The sequence below is a fragment of the Emticicia agri genome (genome assembly GCF_004168285.1).
Classification (GTDB): Bacteria; Bacteroidota; Bacteroidia; order Cytophagales; family Spirosomataceae; genus Emticicia; species Emticicia agri.
In genome coordinates this window covers 35407-57523 of the sequence record NZ_SEWF01000013.1, presented here as the reverse complement: position 1 = coordinate 57523, position 22117 = coordinate 35407, and the positions used below count along the sequence as shown (strand labels likewise).

General features: G+C 38.1%; 15 protein-coding genes. 7 read left to right on the top strand and 8 right to left on the bottom strand.

Annotation, left to right across the window (positions count from 1 at the left end; translation table 11 throughout):
- Nucleotides 1-34: 34 nt before the first annotated feature.
- Nucleotides 35-2581: a tetratricopeptide repeat protein gene (locus EWM59_RS10865; RefSeq protein ID WP_130020999.1), complete on the bottom strand. Its 2547-nt coding sequence runs from the start codon at nt 2579-2581 to the stop codon at nt 35-37.
- 141 nt (nt 2582-2722) lie between these two features.
- Between EWM59_RS10865 and EWM59_RS10860 the strand changes: the two genes are divergently transcribed.
- Nucleotides 2723-3382 carry a phosphatidylserine decarboxylase family protein gene (locus EWM59_RS10860; protein WP_130020998.1) on the top strand — a complete coding sequence of 220 codons (660 nt, stop codon included), beginning with the start codon at nt 2723-2725 and terminating at the stop codon, nt 3380-3382.
- A 128-nt stretch (nt 3383-3510) separates the two neighbouring features.
- The gene (locus EWM59_RS10855) at nt 3511-3861 is read left to right on the top strand and encodes a YraN family protein (RefSeq protein WP_130020997.1); all 351 of its coding nucleotides are present in this window, start codon (nt 3511-3513) and stop codon (nt 3859-3861) included.
- Here the strand turns inward: EWM59_RS10855 and ruvB are convergent.
- Both ruvB and EWM59_RS10845 read right to left on the bottom strand, forming a co-directional pair.
- Nucleotides 3858-4883: a Holliday junction branch migration DNA helicase RuvB gene (gene ruvB, locus EWM59_RS10850; RefSeq protein WP_130020996.1), complete on the bottom strand. Its 1026-nt coding sequence runs from the start codon at nt 4881-4883 to the stop codon at nt 3858-3860. The genes EWM59_RS10855 and ruvB overlap by 4 nt on opposite strands.
- A 163-nt stretch (nt 4884-5046) precedes the next feature.
- On the bottom strand, nt 5047-7743 hold the full coding sequence (locus EWM59_RS10845) for a PKD domain-containing protein (RefSeq protein ID WP_130020995.1): 2697 nt from the start codon (nt 7741-7743) through the stop codon (nt 5047-5049).
- A 308-nt stretch (nt 7744-8051) separates the two neighbouring features.
- On the opposite strand from EWM59_RS10845, the gene EWM59_RS10840 reads away from it, so the two are divergent.
- A complete protein-coding gene (locus EWM59_RS10840) occupies nt 8052-9101 on the top strand; it encodes a PorP/SprF family type IX secretion system membrane protein (RefSeq protein ID WP_130020994.1) in 1050 nt (349 codons plus the stop codon).
- A 42-nt stretch (nt 9102-9143) separates the two neighbouring features.
- Here the strand turns inward: EWM59_RS10840 and EWM59_RS10835 are convergent, their stop codons facing one another.
- Nucleotides 9144-10364, bottom strand: coding sequence for an SGNH/GDSL hydrolase family protein (locus EWM59_RS10835; RefSeq protein ID WP_130020993.1), 1221 nt, complete (start codon nt 10362-10364; stop codon nt 9144-9146).
- A gap of 429 nt (nt 10365-10793) precedes the next feature.
- Between EWM59_RS10835 and EWM59_RS10830 the strand changes: the two genes are divergently transcribed.
- From EWM59_RS10830 to EWM59_RS10820, 3 genes are all read left to right on the top strand, one after another.
- The gene (locus tag EWM59_RS10830; RefSeq protein WP_130020992.1) at nt 10794-12272 is read left to right on the top strand and encodes an APC family permease; all 1479 of its coding nucleotides are present in this window, start codon (nt 10794-10796) and stop codon (nt 12270-12272) included.
- A 138-nt stretch (nt 12273-12410) separates the two neighbouring features.
- The gene (locus tag EWM59_RS10825) at nt 12411-14330 is read left to right on the top strand and encodes a hypothetical protein (RefSeq protein WP_130020991.1); all 1920 of its coding nucleotides are present in this window, start codon (nt 12411-12413) and stop codon (nt 14328-14330) included.
- Nucleotides 14331-14335: 5 nt separating this feature from the next.
- Complete coding sequence (locus EWM59_RS10820) at nt 14336-16708, top strand: beta-galactosidase (protein WP_130020990.1); 2373 nt, start codon at nt 14336-14338, stop codon at nt 16706-16708.
- A gap of 86 nt (nt 16709-16794) precedes the next feature.
- Here EWM59_RS10820 and EWM59_RS10815 read toward each other — a convergent pair whose 3' ends face one another.
- Complete coding sequence (locus tag EWM59_RS10815; RefSeq protein WP_229239337.1) at nt 16795-17205, bottom strand: small multi-drug export protein; 411 nt, start codon at nt 17203-17205, stop codon at nt 16795-16797.
- A 181-nt stretch (nt 17206-17386) separates the two neighbouring features.
- On the opposite strand from EWM59_RS10815, the gene EWM59_RS10810 reads away from it, so the two are divergent.
- On the top strand, nt 17387-18247 hold the full coding sequence (locus EWM59_RS10810) for a DUF481 domain-containing protein (protein WP_130020988.1): 861 nt from the start codon (nt 17387-17389) through the stop codon (nt 18245-18247).
- A 124-nt stretch (nt 18248-18371) separates the two neighbouring features.
- Here EWM59_RS10810 and EWM59_RS10805 read toward each other — a convergent pair whose 3' ends face one another.
- The 3 genes from EWM59_RS10805 to EWM59_RS10795 all read right to left on the bottom strand — a co-directional run bounded on the left by EWM59_RS10805 (nt 18372) and on the right by EWM59_RS10795 (nt 22076).
- Nucleotides 18372-19586 (bottom strand): pyridoxal phosphate-dependent aminotransferase, encoded by a 1215-nt coding sequence (locus EWM59_RS10805; protein ID WP_130020987.1) that lies wholly within the window; start codon nt 19584-19586, stop codon nt 18372-18374.
- A gap of 425 nt (nt 19587-20011) precedes the next feature.
- Entirely contained in the window at nt 20012-20575 is a 564-nt protein-coding gene (gene msrA / locus EWM59_RS10800) for a peptide-methionine (S)-S-oxide reductase MsrA (protein WP_229239336.1), read from the bottom strand.
- A gap of 295 nt (nt 20576-20870) precedes the next feature.
- Nucleotides 20871-22076 carry a serine hydrolase domain-containing protein gene (locus EWM59_RS10795; protein WP_130020985.1) on the bottom strand — a complete coding sequence of 402 codons (1206 nt, stop codon included), beginning with the start codon at nt 22074-22076 and terminating at the stop codon, nt 20871-20873.
- Between the last annotated feature and the right edge of the window lie 41 nt (nt 22077-22117).

The window sequence follows — 22117 nt, the reverse complement described above, 5'->3', positions numbered from 1 at the left end:
ACTGCCTCATTATTTCAAGTTCAAATATATTTCATCATTCAAAACCAACCTTGCTTTTTTCCATCAATGCTTTTTGGGCTTGATAGGTGGAAAGAAACGCTTGGTAATCGGTAGCGCTTGCCAGTAAACGAATTTTTTCAAGCCCCTCTTCGGCATAATTTTCTACCCCGACTTTTAAAGATTGTAATACATACAATTTCCAGAGTTCAACACTGTTATCGTTTACCTGCAAGGCATTGAAAACAAGATTGTATGCCTCATTAGGCTTGTTCAATTTTGTATTATAAAAATCTAATGTTTTACTGATGAGCACAGGATTCAAAGGGCTTCTGCTAAGTGCCTTATCAAAATCCGCTTTGGTTCTGGCATTTTTTAACAACTCTTCTGCCTGTGCCTGTTGGTACTCTGGGATAGAAATCACATAATCCTGTTTCTGCAAGACCTCGGCAGAGGCTTTATCACCTGCTCTTGTCAGGTGTACGATGGCTTTATCAAATACCCCCTGTTGCAAATACCACATACCCACAACCTGATTGTATAATTGCTTTTTTCTGGTTGAATCGTTGGCAAGTATCGTTAACTGCTTCAATCCTTCTATTTTATTTTCTCTGTAATAATTCTGAGAAGCAATGGCAAACTCTAAATCTTCATAAAAGCCCTGATTGGCTGATTTTTGTTGAATTTTCTGTAAATCTTTGCCCGACAAAAGCGACTTTTCGGTGGCTGCTGTAGTATGGTTATAAATCAACGCAAATTGACTCACGTTCAATGCCGAATCACTTCCCAATTTTAGTGTTGCCGTACTTATCTCATTTATCCTTTTAGCTGATTGATTAGCTAAAAGGGTAATAGATATACTGTTTTTTTCTTCTGCTTGGTTTTTCAGCGTATCAGCTTTAGCATATTTCAGACGATAAGCCAACAGATTGGCATCAGCCAAATCGCAATCTGTACAGTTTTCTTTGGCTTTATTAAGATAAAATAAGGTCGAGTCTGTTACTTTAGTTTTTTCATATAGCCAGGCTAAATTAGTTAATAGCTGTTGATTAGCCGGGAATTTCCGAACACCTTCTTGTAGCGTAAACAAGGCATCAAAAAACATATCCTTTTCCTGCAGAACCTTACTTAATCCTGCGTAAGCATAAGGGCTTGGGTTTTTCTCTAAAGCGTTTTTCAGAAATGCTCCTGTATTGTTTTTATCGTTTCCTTCCATAGCCAAAGTAGCCAAAGCATAGTTTGACTTATGATTGCGAATATCGTTATGGGTAGCTTCTTTGTAAAAGGCTTCGGCATAAGATAAATCATTACTTGCCTTATAAAAATCAGCAATCGTGTTATAGTACCCGGCATTTGCCTGATAGTATATATAAAAATTCTTCAGCGAAAACAATGTAACAATACCCACCAATGCCCCTAAACGAAAGAGAGACAGTTCTAAAAATTGTGGTCTGTACAGTATTCTATGTATGGGTAAACCCTTCTGCATGGCTTGTATAAAATTAAGTATCACATACAAGAAAAAGGCAAAACCCATTACCAGATGTACACCTATAATAAAACTTTGAAAAGCATCAATCAGAGGGTCATTACCTGTGGCAAATGCTAAACTGATAGTTGCCGTAGCTATAATTGCCAGCCCCAGATATAACCAGGCACCGATGGTTCTGAAATTGAAACTATCAGATTCTTCGCTTACATTTCTGAAACCCCATATACCCAGAACTGTTGAAATAATATATAATACCATGGGGCTGAGAGCAAGAATATTCCAGTCAATGTACTGGTGTCTTTCTAAGAATATCAGCAGGATATTTAATAAGTAAATACTCGAAACAATCAGGAACTGATTTAGTGAACTTTTGCCCTTAATACCTGAATTTGAAACCACCCAAACCAAAGAAGCTACAATTTCGTGCGCGATGAGCAGCACAAACAGCACGGTAAAAACGATAGCAGACAATAAGCCATACGAGGCAAGTGCTAAGAATGGATGACTTATTTTTGAGAAAGACTGAATAACCCAGAAAGCAATAATAGTCAGTAGCAGAAAACCTGTAAATCTTTTAATGAAACTGGCTTTAGTGGCAAAATTATTCAAATAAAAAGCTAACCCTGCAAAGCCTGCAAACGCCACCAGAAAGCCTGCCTGATTAGTAATATTAAAAACATTTTCTAATCTGAATGTAATGAATACGCCAGCTAAAGCTACCATACCCCCTAAAAACCAATAGCGGGGCAAAGCCGAAAAGGCCGATAGTAAAAGATTAATCCCTATGACAAATAAACCTAAGAATATATAAGTTGCCCCCACATTGGTTTCCATTTTTGAGGCTAAAAAACGCTCTTTTACCAGATAGGCATTTCCGTTAATGGTGTATTTCAATTGCCCGTCTGAAAAACTATTGGTAACTGTAGGTATTTCATCTAATTCACTCAAGACGTCCCAGTGAATAACACTATCAAGACCATGATACCAATAGAAGCCTAAAAACACCAATGAAAACAGCAGAATCAGTAAAATACATACGCTTATGAGTTTCTCTGTTTTAGACCAGTTCTGCCAAAAAAACAATTGATACATAGAAGATTAGAAAGTTTTCCACGTGAAACACCCACTTATCCACAGGTTATTCACACAATATGATAAATATTTGAGCCGTGAAGATAACGCAAAATCTTTGCGTTGATTATATTTGTGGTTCAAAAAACCAGCAGATTAAAAATGACACTACATAAAGAGGGTACAGGAACCATTTCTCTAACAATTATTGCATTAGTAATTCTTAACGGGTTAGTGCGCTACTTCGTACCGGACAATACTCTTGTGCATAATGTACTCATTGGTGTCAGTATTGTTTTTTTGTTTATTATTCTTCAATTCTTCCGCAAGCCTACCCGCACTACCACGGTAAATTCAAAGCACGTAATTGCTCCTGCCGACGGAAAGGTGGTTGTGATTGAGGAAGTAGTAGAAACGGAGTATTTCAAAGAACCGCGCCGACAAGTATCTATCTTTATGTCGCCTATCAATGTGCATATCAATTTCAATCCTATTTCGGGTATTGTTTCTTACTTTAAATATCATGCCGGAAAATACCTGGTTGCGTGGCATCCGAAATCGAGTACTGATAACGAAAGAACAACCATTGTAGTAAAACATGCCAATGGTACAGAAGTACTTTTCAGACAGATAGCAGGGGCTTTGGCTCGTCGTTTATGCTGGTATGTAAAAGAAGGGCAAAAAGTAGAGCAAGGTACTGAATTTGGTTTTATAAAATTCGGTTCAAGAATTGATATTTTCTTACCGCTTGATGCTAAAATCTTAGTAAATATTGATGACCGTCCTGTGGGTGGTGAGACTGTCATTGCGGAGTTAGCTTAGTTATCTGAATAGCTTTTAAAAGTTCGTTTGGTAATATTATTTCTCTGCACAACCGGGGCATGGAAAGGCTTATAAAATCCTGCCGAATTTTGCCGAACCAAAGGTTCGCCCCACAAATTTCTCAACCGATGGCACAACATAATGAGACCGGAAATAAAGCAGAAGAAATGGCAGTCAATTTTCTGCTACAAAAAGGATATAAGATTCTTCAACGAAACTATGTATTTGGCAAAGGAGAAATAGATATTATTGCCGAAAAAGATAACTGGCTGATTTTTGTAGAAGTAAGAGCCCGCACCGAAGTCATTTATGGTTTTCCTGAACAGACAATCTCAAAAGCCAAAGCCAGCCTTCTCATGAAAACAGCCGAAAACTATGTTTATCAGAAAGACTGGCGAGGCAAAATACGTTTCGATATTATTGCTATTATTGTCGGGCAGAATTTTGAAATCCGGCAATTTGAAGATGTATTCTTCTAAAACAACTCGCCCATCCGGTACTTAGGCAAAATATTCAGGTGCTTGTAAGCTTTTTCAGTAGCTTCTCTTCCTCGTGAGGTACGTTTCAGATACCCTTCCTGAATCAGGAATGGCTCATAAACCTCTTCAATGGTTTCGGCTTCCTCTCCTACTGCTGTAGCAATGGTTGATAATCCTACCGGGCCACCTTTGAATTTTTCGATAATGGTTTGCAGAATACGGTTATCCATTTCGTCTAAGCCGTCCTGGTCAACATCAAGGGCTGTCAGGGCTATTTCTGCAATTTCTAAAGTAATTTTTCCGTTCCCTTTTACCTGTGCAAAATCCCGGGTACGTCTGAGTAGGTTATTAGCAATACGGGGTGTACCACGGCTACGTCGGGCAATTTCATAAGCACCCTCATCGCTGATGGGCGTATTTAATATATAAGAAGAGCGTTTGATAATTTTAGACAGCAATTCAGCATCATAATACTCAAGCCGGGAATTGATACCGAACCTGGCACGGAGGGGTGAGGTTAATAATCCTGCACGGGTGGTAGCTCCAATCAAGGTAAACGGATTCAGGCTAATCTGCACACTTCGGGCATTAGGGCCAGAATCAAGCATAATATCTATCTTATAATCTTCCATCGCCGAGTAAAGATACTCTTCCACAATAGGATTCAGCCGATGAATCTCGTCAATAAAAAGAACATCAAAAGAATCAAGGTTGGTTAGTAAACCTGCCAGATCGCTGGGCTTGTCTAAAACCGGACCCGAAGTTATTTTAATGTTAGTACCTAACTCGTTAGAAATGATATGCGAAAGCGTGGTTTTGCCTAAACCCGGAGGGCCATGCAAAAGTACATGGTCAAGTGCTTCTTTTCTTTGTTTAGCAGCCAGAACAAAGATTTTCAGATTTTCAAGAATTTTATCCTGTCCTGTAAAGTCGTCAAACGAAAGAGGTCGCAGGGCTTTTTCTATTTCTTTTTCTATCGGTGAGAGTCCTTCGCTATCTCCTTTTATATAATCTTGTCGCATGAAATCGGTGAGAAATCTCTCTTTTTTATTTATCAAATATACGATATTTTCGGTGTTTTCTATAGAAAAACCATTTAAAGTATCAGTATCTGATATTTTAATTGAACTATCTTGTCAAAGGTTTTACAGAGGAAATGACCTACTATGTATTTTTGAAGAAATCTTATTTTATTAATAGAATACCTCCGGTTTTGGTTATTTTCGGTCGGTAAGGAAAATACAGACTTTTATAACTCACCACAAAGGCATAAAGCATGGGAGCCATTAGTTTACCCTTATAGGTACCGTCCCACAGTTTTTCGGTATCGAAAGATTCAAAAATTATTTCACCCCAGCGGTTATAAATTTTCAGGTCAAAGTCTTTGATAAATTCATTGGGTAATTCAAACCTGTCATTAATACCATCTCCATTAGGTGTAAATGCTTCCGGTACAAATAATAGTGGTTCACACCCCTCTTTTACTATTACCTCATCTTTTGCCGGACAGAAAACATTACCACTTCTTGAAGCAAACTTATTGGCTACCTCAACACTATAGGTTGCCAAAGCACTGACGGTAATGGTTGGAGTAGTTTCAGAAGTCGGTCTCCAGAGATACTGAGGGTCAAAGGTTCTCTGGGCTTTAGGGTCTAAGAGTAAAGTTGCCCCTTTGAGTACACAGACAAAGGCCGAATCAGGGAGGTTAATCACCGGAGTAGGTTTAATATAAACGGTATCTATTACCGTAAATGTATTGCAATTCTCTCTGAGCGCATTACCTAAAAGATTACTTACAATCGGAATATTAACATTCTTACTGATGAAGGTTTCCGAGAAAACGTCAACGGTCATTTTAATAATATACCTACCTTCTTTCTCATAGGTATGAGAAACCTCTGTGCCATTGCCGGTTGCCCCATCACCAAAGTCCCAAGAGACTTTGTTTTTCATTGGACTACATATTCCTTGGGTTTTAAATATTGTTGGCTGACCCTGACAGGTACCTTCAAATGTAGCACTTAACCCTTCGCCGTCCTGTATAGGTTTGGCATGAACCACATTCGGAAATCCGTAACGACTGGTACCTTTTACTTCTGCGCCAAAGCCTCCGGTAAGTGGCACATAGCCCACTTCACTTGCATTACCCACTACTTCGGGCTGCGAAATATAAGGCACTCTATCGCTACCATCTACCGCCATATAGATAGCTCCTCCACCACCTGCATTGGTAGGCCCCATTTGTATGGCACCAAAAATATCGGTTGCTGACGAATCTATTCTGATTTTTGTATTATTGATAACAACCGGATCTCTACGATTCAGATTCAGTTGATATAAATAAGATTTCTTGCCTTTAGAGGGGTCTCCTCTCAGGGTAGTATATAGTTTCTCACCATCCTGCGAAAACTCCAGGCCATACACCATGGGGGGCGCAGTAGTTTTCAGGTCAATAGTCAGGCTTAGTGTCAGATCTCCGGTCTCGGTATTTATATCATATACTTCAATATAGTTTTTCCCATTTTTTACGATGGCCATTGCTAACTTGTCCCCCGACGGAGAAATGCGCATATAGCCTGTTGTATCTGAGGGAATCATTCCTAAGGTCTGCACTTTTTCTGTTGTACCCGTAGAATCAACTTTCAGTATTCTGAACTCGTTTGTTTTACTATCGTGCGAATAGATGTAGTAGCCTACCTCATTCCCACTATCATCAAATGCTACTCTGGTGGCAATCTGCGGGCTGGTTGTAAAACTCACCGGAATATCTTTTTCTACAACGGCTCCCTTACCATCATCTCTGCGTAAATCAACTACACTGTAAGATAAAAGCCCCGTTGTCTTATTTAAAGTATAAACATAGTAAAGATGATGCGGGCACTCATTACAGGAATTCTTTGGAATAATGAGCGAAGATTGCGTTGATGTATTAGTTCCGCCTAAATTACTATCAGTAAGCGGAGGCACAAACGCCAATGGCTGATCGTTGCTACCATATATTGTTACCCCATCGGTATAGAACAACAGACTGCCTTTAGGACCATATACCATAGCAGCGCCCTCGGGTGTATCAAGCGCATTGCTGGAACTTGGTTCTACAGGTATATACGTCGGGTCTTCTTCTTCAGGGTCTTCAAAAAGGTCTCCACTATTGGCCAATGTATCAGGCGGAAGCACTGATGCAGGATTTAACCCAAACTCAAGCGTAGCACCTTTGCCAAAATACCATTTTTCACCGCCTCCGCTACTGGTTTCCTGTAAACAGAATTTTACATTGATTTTTGCTATGCGTGAACACTGACCAGAGGGGTCAAACACTTCTACTGAATAACAGCCTGCCGAATCAACATCAATGGTTGGCGTTGTTTGTCCTTTCGGAAACCACAGGTAGGTTACACCTGCCGGAGGGCCTGAATCTTTATAAGGATTTAATGTGACGGTCTTGCCATCGCAAACAGTAGTATCGGCACTGATTTTTTTGAAGAACATGGGTTGCACAGGCGGCTGGCTGATGGTTACGGTTTCTGTAACCGGGGGCTGCACAACAGCACCTATTGTACGGGTTAATGTAACGGTATAAGTACCAACCGCTGCATAACTATGTTGTGGGTTACGGGTAGTAGCAGTAGCACTACCGTCGCCAAAATCCCATAGCCAGGCGGTTGTATTCGGATTTGTGTCAAAAAAAACGGTTGGCTCATTACAGTCTGCACTCTGCGCCTGCCCACCAGTACCTCCACCCGGCCCTGGTGGCGTAGCAGGAACACTTATACATTTTTTACCACCTACATAGAACTCCTGACAAAAGGATAAAATAGAAGTAGAAGATAATGTGGCTGCAATAAAAAAAATCCTTAGATTAGTACCAATACCACCCCACATAGTTCGTTAAATATTATAAATACTAAACTTATTAAAAATAAATCAAAATTGTAAGACTTTGCTTCTAAAAATTTTAACGAGATTTAAAAGAAAAATATTTGATATTCGAGCTTAAACATTTCGTTATTGGTCAACAATCTACATTTTTTAGTTGATTTACACCAAAACTATATCTATGACGTTATTTTGTAGATAAATGTTACAAAAAACAGTATTTTCGTATAAAAACCTTTTCATAAAACTTAAAACCGTGCTTTGGAATGAAATTTGCTTTAGAAAAACATCATATCTCCTATCAAACATAGGCAATGGAAAAACTTTATTTACGAATTGTCCTTTTGTGTACAGTTTGCTTGAATAGCCTGGCACAAGACCCCCAGTTTTCGCAGTTTTATGCAGCCCCTTTATACCAGAATCCTGCCTTTGCAGGAGGAGCCTATGCACCCCGATTGATTGCCAACTACCGCAACCAGTGGCCTTCTATTGACGCCAACTTTGTTACTGCTTCTTTTTCGTTTGATCATTATATAGAAAAATTGAATAGTGGTATCGGTATTTTAGCGACTAACGACTCTCAGGGTCCGGCCAGAATAAAAAGTACAGAATTCAGTGCTATTTACTCTTATCAGGTAAGAATCAACGAAGAAAACTTCTTACGCCTGGGAGTACAAGGAACTTATGCCAATAAAACACTTAATTATTTGGGACTTACTTTTGGCGACCAATACACCAATTCAGGCTATACGGGTCTTCCGACTGATGACCCTCTGATAAGAGACCCGAGAAATATCAGACCCATCCAATACATAGATTATAGTGCCGGAGCCTTATTTTATAACAGTAAATCCTGGTTGGGGGTATCTACCCATCATCTGACTCAGCCTTCTTTTACTTTCAATTCGGCACTTGGCGGAGAGCAATCATTTGTACCCATGAAAATAAGCGTAAGCGGAGGTTTAAGAATCCCATTAAATAATCCGTATTCAAATGCAGCTAATGTAGATAGAGAGTTTTCGGTATCGCCTGCATTCTTATATAAAAGACAAGGTAAGTTCGACCAATTGGATTTGGGTTTTTATGCTACTTATTCACCACTTACTCTGGGGCTTTGGTACAGAGGTATCCCGATTAAGAAAAAAGACATTACACGTACCAATCATGATGCGCTTATTTTTTTAGTTGGGGTACGGCAGGATAATTTTTCTATTGGTTATAGCTACGATATTACTGTTTCAAGCTTAGGGTTTTCAACAGGTGGTTCGCACGAAATCTCAATAGCTTATCAGTTTGACCCGATTGAAAAGAAAAGGTCAAGAAGCAGAAGAATGAAGAAGGAGTTATCTTGTCCTAAATTCTGATTTAGAAATATATCTGAAAAGCCTGACCGACAATCAGGCTTTTTATTTTTTCAGGTAATTCACCAATGTATCAGCCATTAGCTGGTGCCCCTTGGGTTTGATATGAAAATCAAGGCTATAATAGCATCCATCGCAATTGATGAATTTTGAGGTGTCTATCAGTTCAACATTCTTAAGTTGATGAGTTTCTACCAGTTTTTTTAGTTCCTTGTAAAACTCTTCTGACGTAGCAAATAAACCCAATTCAAAAACGATAATTTTTTTCTCAGGGTAAGTAGCTTGTATGCCTTGAAGAATCTTAAAGAAGTTTATAACTGGGTCATTAGTCACTGCTTTTGCCTGCGGTTGGCTGGTCGTTTTTTTAGCCATCAAATCTGCTAAGGTATAGAGCAACTTCTTGGCGAATAATGAATAGGTATATCTGAAAGGATAATAATGTAAAACCAATTCATTATAAATCTGGGCGTCTTTGTAGTCTTTTTCAGACCTTTTATTGAGTTTGAAATTATTATCAACAAAGGCCTTATTCTCATTATCATCATTGTTGCAATATTGCAATACTATATATTTACAAGAGTCTAAATCGAATCTTTTCAGAAACAATGACTCTCTTGCTGTGCCATAAGAAGGTACTCCAATATTAAGGGTTTTCTTCTGCAATGCTTTTTCTACTTTACTCGAAAAAGTTTCGTCCTGATTTACACCTATTCCGGTAGTAAATGAATCACCAATAAAAATTATCTCCGGCTTCTGCAATGAGGCTTCGTCGTCTCTTGCACCTTTTGAATTAATGCTGTATTCATTATCGAAATTAATATGTTTAAAGCTGAACTGGCTTGGCTCAAAGGTATAAAAGAGTTCTTCGTCATATCTGCTCCCTGTTTCAAAGTACTGAACCGAGCCCATATCTGAGCCAATATTACGGGCTATATTCTGGGCATAATCGGTTATCGGGAAAATGATATTTTTTAAAGTCGGGTATTTATATATTTTCTTAACCCTATCGTTGATTGGGCCAGCGAATGGCATTGTCAATCGTATGAAGGCTTCAAAACAGATACCTACTATTAAAAACCTGATGGGTCTGACACCAATGATTCTGGCAAAGAAGTAGCCTAAAACTAATATAGAAGCAGATTTCAGAAATAGTAATGTATAAATTCCGAAGTAAGAATTAATAAACAAAGTTTCACGGAATAAACTGATACTGAACAGTAAAATTCCAACTAAAAATCCTACCCAGTTAATTTGCTTTTTGGTCATGCGAGCCTTAGTAGTGTTGTAATAATGATAAGATAAAAGTGATTGATAATAGTTTATTGAATGTACTTGTATATGCCTGAATCAATAAAAACATTAAACCGGAGCAAATTAAAGGAGTTCAGAACTTATATTAAAATAAATTTTATTTAATGATGTGTTTTACCGCATATTCCGGTAAAAGATACTGTTAATCAGGGTATCATGAGTGAGCTATATATTCGACCTGATGAAGAACAAAGATAGAAAGGTAGATGAGTCCGGTAAATAATATTTCATATATATAAATATACGTACTACTTTTTTGAAGTAAAAAGACAAAAAATAAAAGAATATTTCGTTTTTTGATTAAATGGTTTGGTAAATCAAGTGTTTTTTACAGTATATTGCAATATAATTCGAAACAAACCAAAAACAACTCTAAAAAGACGTATGGAAAACAGTATTTGGCGTAAGAAGCCAATGTCTGCTTACGAAGCAGATATTAAGAATAACCAACTCAAAAGGATAATGGGTAAGTGGAGTCTTACCGCTATCGGGATTGGTGGTATTATCGGAGGGGGTATATTTGTATTAACAGGTACTGCTGCTCACTACCATGCCGGTCCGGCGTTAGCACTTTCATTTATTATAGCAGGTATAGGCTGTGTATTTGCTGCCCTTTGCTATTCTGAGTTTGCCTCTATGCTTCCGGTTGAAGGCTCGGCTTATGCCTATGCTTACGGTACAATCGGTGAGCTTTTTGCATGGATTATTGGTTGGGGTTTGATTCTCGAATATGCGATGGGAGCTATGACGGTTGCTGTGAGTTGGTCGGGTTATTTCAATAAGTTAGTTCATTTATTTGGTGTAGATATTCCTTTTTACCTACGCAACGACCCTTGGTCGGCTACTACTTATGCCCAAGCCAATGGGCTTGATGCACCTTCATTTGCCCTTAACTTGCCTGCTTTTCTTATCACCTGGTTAGTAACCTGGATTCTGGTAAAAGGTATTAAAGAAGCAGCTAACACCAATAACCTTATTGTGATTCTAAAAGTAGCTGCCGTTATATTTGTGATTATTGTAGGTGCTTTCTTTGTTAATTATAGTAACTGGGAGCCTTTTATCCCTCAACCGGAAATGGTAGTGCATGAAGATGGTATTGCCAAAGAAGCCTACGGCTGGAAAGGTATTTTTAGTGGTGCGGCTGCAATCTTCTTCGCTTATATTGGTTTTGATGTGGTTTCTACCTCTGCCGGCGAAGCCATTAATCCTAAAAAAGATATTCCATTTGCTATCATTGCCTCTCTTTTAATTTGTACTATTCTGTACATTCTTGTATCGTTGGTACTAACGGGTATGATGAATTATAAAGATATTACCGGTGATGCACTGAAAGCACCTGTTGCCATGGCTTTTGATAAAGTTGGCCAGCCCTGGGCTGTATTTATTATTACTGCTGCTGCAACCGCCGGTCTGATTTCGGTAATGCTAGTGATGATGTTAGGCCAAACCCGTGTATTCTTAGGAATGGCGAAAGATGGTTTATTACCTAATTTCTTTAAAGAAGTTCATCAGACATGGCAAACACCGTGGAAAAGCACAATTTTAGTAGGTTTAGTAGTTTCTTTAGTAGCCTCGTTCACACCTATCGGTATATTAAGCGATATGACGAGCTTTGGTACGCTGTTTGCGTTTGCTATGGTATGTTTAGCTGTATTGATTTTGCGTTACAGAGAACCAAACCGTGAAAGACCATTTAAAACCCCTATGGTATATGTTATCGGGCCATTAGGCATCGTTACCAACTTTGCTTTGATGGCATTACTTGATAGCAAGGCACAAAAATTTGCTATTGGCTGGATGTTACTGGGCTTTGTTGTTTATTTCATTTATAGCCGCAATAAAAGCAAGTTAAATGATATGTAAATAGATACTAATCTATATAGAGGCTTTCAACCCTTGGTTGAAAGCCTTTTTTTTTAGCGTTGTGTATCTACCTTTGTTGTACTATAGGCTCTCTTTACCCGTAACTATCCTTTCAATTGGCTTGAAGTATAAAATGTAATGGTAAAATTTCTGAAGTGGGAAATCCACAGTTTCTGGTTAAAATTTTTGTATGTCTTATTGCTGATTATTTTAGTATTTCCTTATTATCGGATTTATGAAAATCCGGCAGGTGGTATTGATAATTCGTGGAGAATTGCCCTTGAATTAGCCAAAGAAAAAAGACTGACATTCGGGAAGGATATTATTTATACTTATGGCCCTTTAGGTACCTTAACACAACGGTTTGCCATCATTACGCACCCCTTTGAACTTTTCCTGTTCGACCTCTTCTTTTTCGCTAATATAGGTCTTTTATTATTTCTATTATTGCCTAAACCTCTCAGGCTTTATCAGTTAGTGGCTCATTTTGTGGTGTTCTTTTTTGTATCTTCCATGTATGGTGAGTGGGTGCATTTTCTTTTGTTTTATTCGTCTATCTTTTTGGGCATACGATTTCTGCAAATAAAAAACCACTGGCTACTCTCTTATGCTGTTTTAGCGGGTATTATTACTTTTTTTGTGAAGGCAAATTATGGCATCATTGGTTTGGGCTTTGTGGGGGTCTTAACTGTTTATTCATTTTTTACCAAACGTCTTTCGCTTACAGAGTTTCTCTTATACATTATCAGTAGTGCGCTTGTCTTATGGGTTTTGTCGCTACTGCTTAAAACAGATTTGTTGCAATATTTTTATTCAAGTATCAAAGTAATCAGTGGCTATAACGAGGCACAGTCTCTTTTCCCCGACAGCAGGCTCCGGTTGGTAATTGCTGCCTTTGTTATCTGGGCTATATTGGTTGCGTTAGGAATAATATACGCAGTCAAAAATCTTATGCAGTACAGAAAGTTGAGTTTACCATTGGTCGATAATCTTTTTGTATGGGGTTGTAGTGTAATCATAGCTTTCATTCTCGTTAAATACGCTTTTGTCCGGGCTGATGATGGGCATATTACGGCTTTTGTTAAACTGGCCAACCTTCCCCTTTTACTCTTACCTTTTTTTGCTACTAACTTATGGCTCAGAGTTGGCGGTTGGGTGTTGGTAGCCTTGAATATTGTTTTTTATCTTATATTTTATCAACCCATCTTTGGAAAGGTTACTTTTTCAATACCTGATAACCTACGCACAAAAACTTATATTTTTCCTCAATACTTTAGAGATGCCTTCTCCACCTACAAGCCTGATTATAAACCTCAAAGAACATACCCGAATGATGTGATTAATACTATAGGCAATAAAAGTGTAGATATTGTACCGAACGAAATTTCAGAAATTTATTTCAACAGGCTTAATTACAATCCTCGCCCTACGCTTCAGTCTTATCAGGCCTATAATGAGTTTTTAGATAATAAAAACCGGGAGAAATATCTTTCAGCCAGTGCGCCTGATTTTGTAATTTATGGGGTTGAAAGTACGGATAATAAATATGCCTGGGGCGATGAAACGCAGACATTGCTGGCACTTTTGCAGCATTATAAACCTGTAAAGATTTGGGATAACCGTTTATTATTAGCCAAACAACCCGTAACAAAAACACTGAAACCCATCAAAAGCGAGCGCAAAAAATTACGATTCGGACAAGATTATAACATTCCTGCGGATAGTTCAGTTAATACACTAATGGTATTAAAAATAAAAACTTCACGTACCTGGTTCGGTAAACTATTAAATTTGTTTTTTCAACCTCCCCATTTTGCTGTAACAATTACAACGGAAGACGGAAAAAAGGCGTCTTACAATAGTGTATCTATTTTATTGGAAAAAGGCTTAATCATTAATTCTAAAATAGATAATGTACAAGATGTAAAACAATTCTTTGATTCTACTTCTGTCAGAAATAAGGGTGTAAAATCTATCAATATTCAGGAAATTGTTAGAGGTCGTGCCGGATATACCCAGGAATTTGAGTTGGAACAAGTGTACTACGAAATGAAATAAAACTTATGAACAGACTTTCACATTACTTTTGTTTACTGGCTTTCTTAGTATTTAACTTATCGGTCTCTTCATTTGCACAGACCCCTCCTAAAAGATATATTGTTCATGGTGTTTTAAATTTAGAGGCAACCATGAATCATGGCATCAGTGCCATGAACAAAATGGTAGGAGCCGGGTGTAATGCGGTAGCCTTGACCGTTATGTGGGACAGAATATACCCCAAGGCTGATTCGAAAGGTGATTGGGCACAGATAGATAACCAGATAAATCATGTTGTAAATAACCTTAAAGTAAAGCTTGTTATAAGAATACATTTAGGTAGGCATATTGCCTTTACGCCGGGCTTCTGGGCTTTAGAAGAGGCCGTAACAGATTTTAAGGGAAAACCCCTGACGCATTATTATGATAACAACCATTTCAGCTTTGCACACCAGCCTTCTATTGCCAAAGCGGCTGGTTTTGTAAAGGAGGTATGCCAACGATACAAGGACTTACAGGCACGTGGGCAGATACTTTTTATATCGGTTGTAAATACGCCACAACAAGAGTTAGGCTATGCCTATGAAAATCAGCAGTATCCCAATCCGTCTTATTTTGCCGTTTTCGACCACTCTAAATGGTCGATGATTAAATGGAAAGAATGGGGAAGAACCAAGTATCAGACCATACGTACCCTAAACAGTTATTGGGGAACCAATTATAAGCAGTTTTTAGATATAGAACCCTATGTAAACTGGTTTAACCCTAAAGACTCTTTCAGAGGGCTGCGGGGAAAAGACTGGTATTTATTCAGACATCAGTTGCTCAAAAGCCATATCGACCAGATGACCGATGCCGTGAAGTCTGTTGACCCATCGTATAAAGTGGCTTGTGAGTTTGGCGGAATAGCCGATAACCTATCTTTACAAAGAGGGACTTTTGCGTTTAAGAACCTGACAGAAAAAGCAGATATTATCAAGACCTCTGTAGATGCTTTTCAAGGAGATGGGATTCAGGCTGATTTAGTAATCAGTAACCTAAGACCAGGGCAAAAATATTATACCGAGATTGCCCACTTCGACCTCTCTACGCCTGAAGCATTAAGAAACTACGTAGACCGTGCCATTGAATATGGGTGTGAGGTAGTGCTGCTTTATACTGATTACGACAACGGCAAAGATGTTGAGAAAATATTACCTGCAGTGCAGGAGGGTGTTTACTGGATGGATAAACCCACCCCCCCGATAGTATTTGCAGACTCGATGAAATACCGCCTTTCGCAGTTGATTGATAACCGAGAAGCAGTAGTGGAAGACTGGCGGATAAGGTCGGAAAATGGGAAGAAGAAAATAAAGATTATCTACGATGAAGATCTGGTACATGATAAGCAGGTAATCGATAATCCATTGCCCGATATTCCTGACCCCGGACCGGACCCTGACCCGGGTCCCGGACCAGGCCCGGTAGTTCCGGACCCACCGAAACCGCCTGTACAGGCAGGGCCTAACGAAGTACCGATTGAAAACTTCAAAGACTTTACACAGCAGATAGTTGTGAACCAACCTTTTATTTTCAGAATACCCGAAAACCTTTATATAGACCCCGATGGATACATTGCTTACATTGAAATAACTGAAGCACCTAACTGGGTAAACTTTAATAAGTTTGAATTTAGTTTTTATGGTAAAGCACCGTCGCTCGGAAAAACCAGAATCAAACTAAAAATTTATGATAATAAAGGAGCGAGTCTTGAATCGCAAATGTATATAGAGAGTATTCCTCCGGCTATTGATTTTGAACTCATTAAGGCCGATTACTTTGATGTACCGATAGAAGGGTGGGGGTTATTAACCAATAACCGGACATTGTACTTAAAAGACCTGCCAGAAAAACTGAATGTACTTGCCCGCTGTAATTTAGATTCGGTGAACTTTCATTTTGAACTGACAGGCCCCTATCAATTCAAACGTATTTCTGACCGCCCCCCTTATAATTTATTCGGAGAGGGCAGAGGGTTAGAGTTCCCTGTGGGTACTTATACCCTAAAAGCAAATGCTTATCAGAGAGATACTTTGATTACTTTTAAAACAGTTCAGTTTACAGTTAAATACTCTACCGATTCATCACAAAATATTATTACTGACTGGGTAGTCTATCCAAACCCTTTTGAAAATATCTGTAATGTCAGATTACCTTTAGAAGAAGATTTTAATGCGCTTGAATTTGTGATGCACACGAATGGAGGGAAGAAAATACCTATCAATAAAGAACGTATTAAACTGATCAATAATGTAGCTTATATTAATTTAAGCAATACTAATATTATAGCCGGAAGTTACATTTTAGAAATCAACAAAGCAGGTACTGTCTTGAAAAGGATTCGGGTTGTGAAGCTATAAGATGAGCCGGAAAAATAATAGTCTTATATACATAACTCAGGATTTTACTGTCTGTACAATTACGACTTTCAACCATGTATGGTTGCTTAGAAAAAAAAGTCTTTTGCATAGTAAAGAAACAGACTTTGGATAATGCCCCATACACAGGCACTTAAAAGCATATTTAACATAATATCTCTTTTATGATACCTGAATGCTAAAGCTAAAATTGCTCCGCCTATAGGGCTAAAGAGTATCGGCGTTAAGAAAGAAATACCCATCAGGCCAAACTTTCTTCTTACTCTTACAGCTAATCTGTTAGAGCGGGTAAATTTTTTCTTTTTCTTAGGTTCGCTGCCCCGTTGAAAAATCCTCGTAAAAAACGTTTGAATATAATTGCCAAAAAACGTAATCAACGCCACGGTTATCATCATGCCTACTACCGAGCAAATGGCAGTTTCTACCCATGTAATTTTCAGAGCCAGACCTGTTAAAGGCCCGCCGAAAAATTTTATCATGCTTGCAAAAATTACTGAAAGATACTTAGCCACCTCCATTGTTTATTTTTATTTTTTGATAATTACTTATCAGCGTTTTGTATGGATTCCATATTTGCATTAACACTTTAATTGACTGCTTGTTTAGCAAAATCAAAAAGATAATGCAATTTTTGCGAAATTTATAAATAAGCGAACACCTATGAAACTAAAATTGCTAATCTTATTTTTTTCTTTATTAAGCGTAACCGTGAAAGCCCAGACTACAGACCCGGATACCCTTAAGCCTGAAAATCTTCCGCCTGTTCAGATGTCTCCTGACAGTAGTACTACGGAAGAAGAACAGGAAGGTGAAGAAGAGGAAAAAAAGGAAGAAGAACCAAAAGATGATTCACCCGCTAAATTCAAGTTCAGGTTATCGGCCGATGGAACTTATACTTCGGGTAACATCAATCGAGCCTTTATGCAATTAGCTTCAGGTATCGACTGGAATTTAAGTAAGGTTCTGAAATTTTCGAGTAGTCCATCTTTTATTTATGGTCAGCAAAATAAGCTATTAAATGAACGGGAGATTTTTGCTGATTTCCGAACGACTGTTTTACCCGAGAACAGATTTTACTATCTGGCCTTTGGTTCTTTTGAAAGAAGTAACCTTCGAAAAATAGGAAACCGTTTAATAGCAGCAGGAGGGGTCGGTTACAAATTGATAGATAAGGGCGTTTACTATTTGTCTATTACGAATGTGCTTTTATATGAATGGACTGACTTTATTAATAATACAGATCTTCCTGATAAAAACCTATGGCGTAACTCTACCCGCTTCTTTGGAGAGTATACACTCAACGAGGGCAAACTTTATATATCGCATATCTTATTTCTTCAACCAGCTATCACAGAGAAAAATTTCCGATGGAATGGTAATTTGAGTGTCCGGTACCAGATTACCAAACGTACTGGTATCAGAAGCACTATTGAAAATTCCTATGAAAGTGTAGTAGTAAGCGGTCGCAAAAACAATGATTTCAGATGGACTTTCGGAGTGGTTTTTGAGTTCCGGAAATAAGAAACTATTTAGATTAATTTTATTGAGTAAAAATTTACTTTTAAAAAGTATTATACTTTTCAATGAAAAATAAAAGAAAATAGCACCCGGCATAAAGGTGCTATTTTCAGCTCATTGAGGAATATTAATTAAGCGTAGCCAAAGCTGCTTTTACTCGGTTCATTGCTTCTATTAATGCTTCGTCAGAAGCAGCCGTTGAAATTCTCAAACAGTTTGGTGCTCCGAAAGAACCACCACCTACCATAGCTACATGTGCGGTTTCTAATAACCACATACATAGTTGGTCTGCATCTTTGATAATTACATTCCCATCTGATTTTCCGAAGTAAAAACTAATATCAGGAAAAGCATAGAATGCGCCATCAGGTACATTTACTTTCACGCCCGGAATATCTCTTAATAATTTAATCACTAAATCTCTACGGCGCAGGTAAGCTAACTTCATCATTTCAGGTGCCGACATGTCTTCCCATGCCACTACTGCCCCACGTTGCGATATAGAGCTTGTACCAGAAGTTACCTGGCCTTGTAGTTTCTCTACACCGTCAGCTATCCATTTGGCAGCAGCAATGAAACCTAAACGCCAGCCTGTCATGGCAAAGCCTTTAGCAAAACCATTCACTGTAATTACTCTGTCTTTAATTTCAGGAATAGAGCCGATACTGAAATGTCCTTCCTCTGTAAAGTTAATGTATTCGTAGATTTCATCAGCCAATACAAAAACGTTTTCGTGATACCCGATTACTTTGGCTAAAGCTCTTAGTTCTGCTTCACTATATACCGACCCGGTCGGGTTGTTTGGTGAGGCATACATTACTACTTTGGTGCGGTCTGTAATAGCTGCTTCTAATTGCTCAGGTGTTACTTTGAAATCATTTTCAAAAGAACCCTCAACAATTACAGATTTACCTTCTGCCAACTTTACCATTTCAGAGTAGCTCACCCAGTAGGGCGCAAGAATTACTACCTCGTCGCCCGGATTTACTAAACATTGTATTACGTTTGCTAATGAATGTTTTGCTCCTGTAGAAACAACAATATTTTCAGGCTTCCAATCCAGATTATTTTCGCGCTTGAGCTTGTCTGCAATTGCCTTGCGGAGTTCTGGAATACCGGCTACTGGTGTGTAGTGGTGGAAACCGTTGTCGATAGCTGCCTTGGCAGCATCACAAATATGCTTTGGAGTTTTAAAATCTGGCTCTCCAACAGATAAGTTAATGACTTTGTGCCCCTGCGCGGCTAATTCGCGCGATTTTTTCGACATACCAAGCGTGGCTGATTCTTCCAACGCATTGATTCTGTCAGCGAGTAGGTTCGCTGTTTCAACTAATGCAGACATGATTTTTTGAAATGAAAAGTATAAAATTGTTTATCTTTTAGCCCTAAGTTTTAGCTTTGATATTGATAGCTAAGTACTTATCACTAAAATTCGGGTGCAAAATTAGCTTCTTTCTAAGAAAAATACCATTTATTTCTGTTGTTTTCGCAATTGTTAGTCTTTTGAAGTTATTGAATGCCTAAATTAGTCTGTGGGGCGAAGTTGTACTTCGCCAAAATCCAATAGGATTTTACAAGCAATGAGCCATTACTATTTATAAAGTGTAAAACTATTTACTCTTATGATTTATGAAAATCTGAGTAACTGCTGATGGTTAAAGTCACCAGTCAAGAAGAAAATAAAGAAACCTAATTGATTATTAAAACAAAAAACTCTTCCCATCATCAAAGACAGGAAGAGTTCTTAAATATCAGTCTCAAGAAAGACTATTGATTCTTCTTCGCCAATTTATCTTTAAATACTTTTTCAAATTTTTCTACTTTAGGTCTTACTACCAACTGGCAATAAGGTTGTGAGCCGTTCAGATTGTAATAATCCTGGTGGTAGTTTTCAGCTTTGTAAAATGTCTGAGCAGGCTCAATGGCTGTTACAATAGGGGAGTTGAAAATTCCTGCTGTGTTTAACTCGCCTTTATATTTTTCTGCTAATGCTTTTTGTTTATCGTCATGGTAGAAAACCACCGAGCGGTATTGTGTTCCTACATCATTACCCTGACGGTTCAAAGTGGTAGGGTCATGGGTTTTCCAGAAAACTTCGAGTAATTCTTCAAAAGATATTTTCTGAGGGTTATACGTAATTTGTGCAACTTCTACATGCCCGGTCATTCCTGTACATACTTCTTTATAGGTTGGGTTCTTACTCGCGCCACCCATATATCCCGACTCCACTTTAGTAACCCCTTCTAATCTTTGGAACACTGCTTCTACACACCAGAAGCACCCTGCCCCGAATGTGGCAACAGCTTTATCTTGTTCTGTTTCTTGATTCATTATCGTTTCTTTTTTGTTGAATTTGTATCCTGATAAGGTAATAACTCCAATAGCTATTCCCATTAAAATAATTGATTGTATCTTCATTTGTTTAACAAAGTTTCTTGATTGAACGTTTTATTGAATAAACGAATTATTAACGGTTTGAGTTTGCTTAAATAAAAGATGGTCAATAAATAGCTTTTTGTAAATACAAACATACTACTTATCAACCATATTCAAATCTATTCATTCACAACTCATTTGTTGTTTAAGCATCGTTTAATCTTCTAACAAAATTGAGTTCCCGAAACTATTAAGGTTTTGTGAGTGCGTCTTTTATTTTCTCACCCGTCTTATGAAGTTCATCATAAATACCGTAAAAGTATTTTCCCATCTCTTTATTTGGTAATGCCGTATTCGTAAATATAATAACGGCTACTTCTTTCGATAAGTCTGCAAGCATTTCGGTTTTTACTCCGGGGTCAGAACCTCCATGGCCAATTCGTGTTGTATTCATCTTGGTAGACCAGAATATTCCGGCATTCTTTTCATTCAATTCTATGTTCTCCGGTTTATTATCTATCGTGTAATGGAATCTTAACATTTCATCTACTGATGCTTTCTTTAAAAGCCTTACTCCTTTGTACTGCCCTTCATTAAGTAAGGCAATAAAGAACTTTGACAACTCTGAAACCGATGTACGAACACTACCATCGGGGTAAGTGATTTCTCCATACAATTCTATTGGCTTAAGTTTATCTGTTGTTTTGTCATATAATTTTGAATGATTAGCCAGGTTTATCTCGGAGAAAAACCAACCAGTATTATTCATTTTCAGCGGTTTGAAAATATGCTGTTTGGTATATACATTCAATTTTTTACCTGTTACAATTTCAACAATATATCCGGCAAGACCTGCACCAATATTCGAGTATTCTCTGTATGTACCTGGCTTATGGTTCAGAAAATTTTCTTTTGAATAAAACTTGCCACCCGGCTCGAAATAGCTTTTTAAGAAACTACCCAATTGTACAGGAGAGTCGCCGCCATAATGATAGACACTATCGTAAGTAGGATAAGCATCTGCAATGCCGGATGTGTGTGTAGCCAGATGTCTTAAAGTAATTTTCTCATTTGGGCAATATGGATTAATTACTTTGAAAGGCAAGTATTGATTAATGTCTTCATCGAGCGAAAGTTTCTTTTCTTCAACGGCACGCATCAGTGCTACTCCTGTAAAAGTTTTGCTGATAGAGCCAATGTTCATGATTGTATTTGTTGTAAAAGGCTTATTGCTTTCCTTATCAGCATACCCATAACCTTTCATCCATACTACTTCTTTATTGACTATAATAGCCGCTCCAAGTCCAACCATACCAGACTCTTTTACTTTATCCTCTATAAAATTATCTAATGATTTTGTTGCGGTCTCAACCGTAGAAGTATTAGCCTGAGAGGTTGCCTGCTGGGCATAGGCAGTACTTGCGCACAGCGCAATAATTGTAATTAGCGTTTTCATTTTTCTTTTAATTTTAAAATAGCTTTACATAATTATACGTG